The organism is uncultured Caldilinea sp., from assembly GCF_937128415.1.
Classification (GTDB): Bacteria; Chloroflexota; Anaerolineae; order Caldilineales; family Caldilineaceae; genus Caldilinea.
The window spans coordinates 1-6,735 of sequence record NZ_CAKZMJ010000005.1 but is presented as its reverse complement, the minus strand read 5'-3'; the positions used below and the strand labels follow the sequence as shown (position 1 = coordinate 6,735).

5 protein-coding genes are annotated in these 6,735 nt (G+C 63.5%); all 5 read right to left on the bottom strand.

The window, feature by feature from the left end; genetic code table 11:
• Positions 1–116: 116 nt before the first annotated feature.
• The 5 genes from Q0367_RS00375 to Q0367_RS00355 are packed head-to-tail and all read right to left on the bottom strand — an operon-like array spanning position 117 to position 6,184.
• Positions 117–1,859: a rhodanese-like domain-containing protein gene (locus Q0367_RS00375; RefSeq protein WP_298980567.1), complete on the bottom strand. Its 1,743-nt coding sequence runs from the start codon at positions 1,857–1,859 to the stop codon at positions 117–119.
• Positions 1,860–1,894: 35 nt separating this feature from the next.
• Positions 1,895–2,584, bottom strand: a complete 690-nt coding sequence (locus tag Q0367_RS00370) for a formate dehydrogenase subunit gamma (protein ID WP_297633164.1) — start codon at positions 2,582–2,584, stop codon at positions 1,895–1,897.
• Positions 2,581–3,357 carry a 4Fe-4S dicluster domain-containing protein gene (locus Q0367_RS00365; RefSeq protein WP_298980564.1) on the bottom strand — a complete coding sequence of 259 codons (777 nt, stop codon included), beginning with the start codon at positions 3,355–3,357 and terminating at the stop codon, positions 2,581–2,583. Before Q0367_RS00365 ends, Q0367_RS00370 begins: the two co-directional genes overlap by 4 nt.
• 3 nt (positions 3,358–3,360) lie before the next feature.
• Entirely contained in the window at positions 3,361–5,652 is a 2,292-nt protein-coding gene (locus tag Q0367_RS00360; protein ID WP_297633168.1) for a molybdopterin-dependent oxidoreductase, read from the bottom strand.
• Between the two features lie 55 nt (positions 5,653–5,707).
• Positions 5,708–6,184 carry a response regulator gene (locus tag Q0367_RS00355; RefSeq protein ID WP_297633170.1) on the bottom strand — a complete coding sequence of 159 codons (477 nt, stop codon included), beginning with the start codon at positions 6,182–6,184 and terminating at the stop codon, positions 5,708–5,710.
• Positions 6,185–6,735: the final 551 nt, after the last annotated feature.

The window sequence follows — 6,735 nt, the reverse complement described above, 5'->3', positions numbered from 1 at the left end:
TGACGCCGACCAAGTCGCCGGACTGCGTATCTCCAAAATTTGTCACCCTGCCTGATGACGTAGAGGCAGGGTGACAAAAGGACGACGATGCAGTTTTGGTGAAGGTTCAGCGGCGTCTATTCGACCGGTTCGCCAGCCGCCTCCCAGGCCCCGTAGCCGGGTGGGAAGGAGCGCACGTTGTTCAGTCCGGCCAGATGCAGGATGGCGGTCGCAATTGCCGCTCGATGGCCGGAGGCGCAGTAGACGACCACGGGCCGGTCGGTCGGGATGTTCTCCAGGTTCTGGACCAGCGTGCGCAGCGGAATGTTGGGCGCGCCGGCGACGTGCCCCTGTTCATATTCGCTCGCCTCGCGCACGTCGATCGGCTGCGCGCCGGCGTCGACGGCCTCTACCATCTTCTCCACTGTGCCGAGGGCGAAGTACCCTTCAGGCAGGTTCGCCAGGAATTCTTCGACCGCGGCCAGCATTTCCGGGTCCACTTCCTTCGGCGTTACGAGGGGCGGCTCCACCGCTTCGGTGGAAACTTCCTCGCCGGCGGCGCTCCACCCCTTCCAACCGGGCGGGAAGGATTTGACGTTGTCGTAGCCGAGCAGACCGAGCGCCGTCAGCGCCAGGCCGGCGCGATGGCCCGATAGACAGTAGATGAAGACCGGACGGTCGGCGGGAATCTTGTCCAGATTTTGCGTCAGCGTGCGGATCGGGATGTTGATGGCGCCGGGGATGTGGCCTGCAGCGTATTCCTCTGGCTCGCGCACGTCGATCAGCACCGGCTGCGTGTTCTCGAGGATGTCCTTGAACGCATCGAGCTTGCCCACCGCCAGGAAGCCTTCCGGCAGCGCGCTGACCCAGGCGTCGGCGACCTCGAGGACGTTGAAGTCGGACGTAAGCGCAGCGGCGACCTCCTTGGGGACTTCGCCGGACTCACCCTGCGCCGCCTCCCACGCGCCGTAGCCCGGCGTGAATCCGCGTACGTTGTTGTAGCCCAATATCTGCAACATCGCGGTGGCCAGCGCCGAACGATAGCCGGAGGCGCAGTAGGCGACGACCGGTTTGTCCTTGGGAATTTGATCGAGGTTGGCGATCAGCGTGCGCAGCGGGATGTGCAGCGCGCCCGGGATCGCTCCTTGCGCCACTTCGGAGTCCTCGCGCACGTCGATCAGGACGGCGCCGTTGTCGATGGCCTCCTGGAGTTTCTCAACTGTCCCGATGGCGTAGAAGCCCTCCGGAATCGCCGACAAGAAAGCGTCGACCGCCGCCAGCATCTCCGGATTGACCTCCTTCGCCTCAAAGCTGCCCGCCGGCGCGCTTTCTGTCGAAACCTCTTCGCCCGCCTTGCTCCAGGCGTTCCAGCCGCCGGGGAAGCCGCGCACGTTGTCATACCCCAGCAGGCGCAAGGCCGCCACCGCCATGCCGGCGCGATGGCCGGATTTGCAGTAAATCAGCACCGGCTGATCCGCAGGAATCTGGTTCAAATTCTGAGCCAGCGTGCGGATCGGGATGTTGACTGCGCCGGGGATGTGGCCTTCGGCGTATTCGTTCGGCTCGCGCACGTCCACCAGGTAGATGTTGTTTTCGATGAGCGCCTTCACGTCGTCGAGCTTGCCGACCGCCATCCAGCCTTCGGGCAGGTTGGAGGCGAATTCATTGAGCGCCGCCGTCAGATCAAATGCAGCCGCTTCCTCGGTGGGGGCTTCCGTGGGAACGGGCGTCGGCGTGGGCGGCGCCGGCGTCGGGGTCGCTTCAGCCAACACCGCCTGCGGCGCCGGCGTCGGCGTGGGCTGCTGGCCGCCGCCACAGGCGCCCGCCAGCAATGCCAGAATCATCAAGATGCTAAGGAGTGCAGCGAATCGTTTGGACATACTTCTTTACCCCTCTTTCAAGAGAATTGGAAGAATCAGAAAGATTTACCGCTTGCCGATTGATGTTCGAGCTCCTCCACCCACTTGGGATGCTCGATCATCGCCTCTTCTTTGGGAACGTAGCCGGTCGTCATCGCCGAGAGCGCCTTGTAGACGAAGGTGAAGTAGAGATGGCCGACCAGCAACACCGTCAACACCAGCATGGAAAGGCCGTGGATCGTCGCCGCCAACGCCAGTCCGGCCGGCCCGAGATAGCCCTTGGCAAACCAGAGCGCCAGCCCGGAGAAGACCACCGTCGCCGAGAAGATGACGACGCCGGCGTGATGGAGCTTCTGACCGGCGTTGAGGCGCCCTTGCGGCGGCATCCCAACGGCGTGGCCCATGAAGTAGCGCCAGGCGTGCTTGAGCCATTCAATGTCATCTTTGTCATAGGTGAACGACTCGACGAGCAACTGTCGGGCGCCGCAGCGGTCGACGAGCAGGTACAGCATCGGCACGGCCATGAAGAGCACGGCGCCGATGCGATGGATCAGCCCCGGCGATATGTCGGGCGCCACCGATCGCACCCAAAGCAACAGCGGCGGCCACAGCACCATCAGCCCGCTGAAGAGCAACATCAAGAAGGAAGTCGCCAACACGGCATGGACAAGGCGTTGGCCCACTCGATAGCGCAGCAGCTTTTCTTCGCTGTGATTGGCGTTCTCGCAACTTCTGAAGAAATTCATCGCTCACCTTCCTGTGCACCTGCATTTTGTTCTGTTTGGGCTTGTTGCGCACGCAACTCCGCCAGCTCCTTCATATGATTGCGCCGTGCGATGATGGCGGCCACGCCGGTCACCAGGACGCTGAGGCCGGTCAACCCGACCGCCGCCGGCTGCACGACCTTCTGCCAGACGTCGAGCAACAGCGGCGTCTGCGGATTGGCGGGCAAGTCGAACGCTTCCGGCGCGTCCGGCAGCACGATCACGACGCCCAGGCCGCCCGCCTCCGCCTCGCCGTAGACGCGCGCCTTCGGGTAGCGGGCTCGAATGGCCTCGACCCGCGCATGCGCTTCCGCCAAAATTTCCCGACGCTCGCCGTAGCGCAGCGCGTCGCTTGGGCAGGTGCGCACGCACCACGGTTGGCCGCCCGCTTTCGTCGTCGCAGCGCAGGCGTCGCACTTGCTGGAGCGGCCGTCGACGATCTGCGGCACGTTGAAGGGGCAGGCGTCGGTGCAGTAGGCGCAGCCGATGCAAACATCCCGGTTGAGCCGCGTCAATCCGTCCTCCTTGTAGAGCGCGCCGGTCGGGCAGACCTTGACGCACGCCGCGTCGGCGCAGTGATAGCAGCGGTGATTTTTGAACCCGCCTGTCAGGTGGGGGAAGACGCCGTGCGTCTGCTCGATCAGGTGGATGTACTGCGCACCGGCGGGCAGCTCATTGCCCGCTATACAGGCGGCTGCGCACGCTTCGCAGCCGATGCAGCGCGACAGATCCAGCAGAAAAGCATAGAGCGCCATGAGTTACGCCTCCTTCACAATGCGAACAAAGTTGACGCGCATGCCGGCGCCGCCGCAGATCGGGTCCAGCGCATAGCGGGTGATCAGCGCTGCGTCGCTGGCGCCTTTGCCGTTGGCCAGCGAAAGACCCGGTGCGTTGTGCCCAAAGCCATGCGACATGAAGACTGCGTCTGGGCGGATGCGCTGCGTGGCTTTGACCTTGATCGGCCCGCTGCGCGCGCCGTCCTGATTCTCCAGCCACACGCGGTCACCGTTTTTGAGGCCCAATGAGGCGGCCACCTCGGCGTTGAGCCATAGCTCGTTCTCAGGATTCAGCTGATGGAGCAACGGCGTGTTTTGCGTCTTGGCGAAGGTGTGCACCGGGTGACGGCCATACAGCAGGCGGAACCATCCGGGCGGCGGCTCTTCGACCGGCGTGTAGACGGGCAGCGGGTCGTGGCCGGCCAGAGCCAACGCCTCAGAATAAAGCTCAATCTTGCCCGAGGGCGTCTTGAAGGGCGAGGCGCCCTTGAAGTCGCTCAGATAGGGCTTGCCCTTTTGGACGATCACGCCGCCTTCTTCGCGTAGCTTCTCGACGGTGTAGCCGATGCTTTGCAGGCGGGTGGCGACGAACTCCTCCACCGTCTCCCATTTGAAATACTTCTCCAGCCCGACGCGCAGCCCCAGCTCTCGCGCCATCCACCAGGCGGGTTTGGTGTCCGCATAAGGTTCGACGGCCGGCTCGCGCAGCGCAATGTAAGGAGTCTTGTGAGAGACCGTCCACACGTCCTCGAAGCGCTCATAGATTGTCGCCTCCGGCAGGACGATGTCCGCCCATGCCACATGCTCCATCGGGAGCACGTCGATGGCGACGACCAGGTCCAGCTTCTTGAGCGCTTCGATCGTGCGCGGGACGTTCGGAATGCTGTGGAGCAAGTTGACGCCGTACACGATCAGCGCCTTGATCGGGTATGGCTCGCCGGTGATCATCGGCTCGATCAGCTCCTGCATGGCGGTCGGGCCGCGCAGAAACTTGGTGCGAGCGCCGTCTGCGCGCGCCTTGCCGGAAGGCCCGACCGGCAGCTCGCCATTCTCGGCGCCTGGCTCGGCGGAGCAACCGCCGGAGCTGCCCGCCACGGCGAAAGGCGGGTGCGGGTAGGCCTCGATGTAGGGCGACTTGTTGAAATAGATGCCGCCCTCGCGTCCGTATGCTCCGAGCAGGGCGTTGATGATGTAGACGGCGCGCATGCGCTGTGTGTCGTTGCCGTACCACGTGACATGGCGGCCGGGCACGATCACCGACTGTGGCAAGTGTTCGGCCATCACGCGCGCAGTTGTACGAATCAGCTCCGGGTCCAGCTCCGTGATCGCAGCCGCCCACTCCGGCGTCATCTCGGCGACGTGCGCCGCCAGCTTGTCGAAGCCTTGCGTCCATTCGGCCACGTACTCGGCGTCGTAGCGATGCTCGGTGATCAAGACATTGATCCAGGCCAGCAACAGCGCCGTGTCCGTCCCCGGCTTGATGGGGAGCCAGTAATCCGCCTTGGCCGCGGCGCTGGAAAAACGTGGATCGACGACGATGACTTTCGCCCCACGCGCCCACGCTCTGGTGAAATCTTGCATCACTGTGTTGCGCGAGTCTTCGCCGATGTGGCTGCCGATCAGCGTCACGCAGCGCACGCCCTCCCAGTCCACCGGCTCGTGGCCGCCCACCGGCAAGCCCACCGTCAGCAGCGAGGCCTCCTCACGCGGGCTGGTGCACAGCGATGACGAGGGTTTGCTGGCGTTCGGCGTTCCCCATGCTTGAGCGAAGTAATCGGTGAACCAGAACTCGCCGGAGGTGTGGCCGAAGATAGCCACCGACTCCGGGCCATATTGCTCCTTGATCGCCAGCAACTTCTGCGCCATTGCGTCGAGCGCTTCCTCCCAGGTCACCTCCTGAAACTTGCCTTCCCCGCGCTCGCCGATGCGGATCATCGGGGAGCGCAGACGGTCGGGGTCGTACATGAAGGAGGCGCCCGCCTGACCGCGTGCGCACAACATGCCGCGACTCTTCGGATCGGCGGGATTGCCGTCGATCTTGTAGACGCGGCCGTTGACGCTCTGCACAATCACGCCGCAGCGCCAGGGACACATGTCGCAAACGCTGTAAGCGCGCTTGATCTCTCCCCGGTAATACCAGGGCGTCGCCCCCTTCCCCGACGGGGCTGCGGCGGCCTCTTCCAGCGCACCGAGCGCCAGCGCAGCGCCTGCGCTTCCGGTCAGCGCCCCTTTTAAAAAGGTTCGTCGTGAAATTTGCAGTTGCACTTTTCCCATAATTGTTCCTCTGTTTAACCGCAGATTGATTCCCAACAGACGTCGTTCGCCCGGCTTATCGCTGGGAGGAGCAGCAAGGCGCAACTTCTTGAAATTCTCTGTCCGCCTGTAGCTTCTGATAGTAGGCGTGCAGCCGCGCCTCGCGCTGCATGGCGCGATGCATGATGCACAGCACGCTGGAGAACCACTCCTGCTCCATGTTTTCTTTGGCGATGCTGCTGCATGCGCCGGCCTGCCAGACCTCGCGGCGATACTGGCGATATCCATGCGGCAACAGCGCTACGATCCGGAGCTGGGGATTGCGCGCCAGCAGGGTGGAGACCAGCGCCGGCGTCTCCGCTTCCGCCATGAGCCAATCCAGCACAACGACGTCGTCTGCAGCGGCGTCCGTGCGCTTCAGCAACGCCTCTACGGTGTCCACGCACTCGTCGCGCACCTGCAGCGGCGTCAGTTCCAGAGCGGCAGCAAGCAACGAACGAAAGAGCGTCTGTGATTGTGGATCTGGGCTTGCAAACAACAGGCGAATTTCCATTGGCGTTTCCCCCCAGCGACGCATGGCGATCGTTCAGCCATCCATCTGTGAATTTCGTCACAAATGATAGCTGGAAACGGGTCTGTCGTCAGTCGGGAAAACCAAAACAATTTGTGTCGGGAATTTTCTGATGGAAGAGCGCCGGAAAAGAAGTCCGGCGTTTCCGGGGAGATTGGGTGGGAGAGCGCCTTGCGAGGACAAGTTACGCGCTCAGGTTACGTAGTTCAATGACGCCTTCTCGTGGCGTGCAAACTTTCAGGAAACTGGATGGAAGGGGTGAGGGCCTGTTTGCTTTTCTCACGATTTTTGGGCCTGCCGAGGACGTGCGGCTGAGAGCCGCACCTCCGAAAACCATCATCACTCCGTAGGCGCTGCGCGTAGCGGCGCTTCCCCGGTCAGCCAAATCCTCGGCGCTCCTTCTCCCCCTCTCCCAGCCTTGGGAGAGGGGGCCAGGGGGTGAGGGCCTCCGGCTGGGAGCCGCACCTCCGAAAACCATCATCACTCCGTAGGCGCTGCGCGTAGCGGCGCTTCCCCGGTCAGCCAAATCCTCG

What these genes read in the sequence shown, in the direction of transcription:
- Q0367_RS00375 (WP_298980567.1), bottom strand. Translation starts at nt 1,859, where the DNA reads ATGTCCAAACGATTCGCTGCACTCCTTAGCATCTTGATGATTCTGGCA.
- Q0367_RS00355 (WP_297633170.1), bottom strand. Translation starts at nt 6,184, where the DNA reads ATGGAAATTCGCCTGTTGTTTGCAAGCCCAGATCCACAATCACAGACG.
- Q0367_RS00370 (WP_297633164.1), bottom strand. Translation starts at nt 2,584, where the DNA reads ATGAATTTCTTCAGAAGTTGCGAGAACGCCAATCACAGCGAAGAAAAG.
- Q0367_RS00365 (WP_298980564.1), bottom strand. Translation starts at nt 3,357, where the DNA reads ATGGCGCTCTATGCTTTTCTGCTGGATCTGTCGCGCTGCATCGGCTGC.
- Q0367_RS00360 (WP_297633168.1), bottom strand. Translation starts at nt 5,652, where the DNA reads ATGGGAAAAGTGCAACTGCAAATTTCACGACGAACCTTTTTAAAAGGG.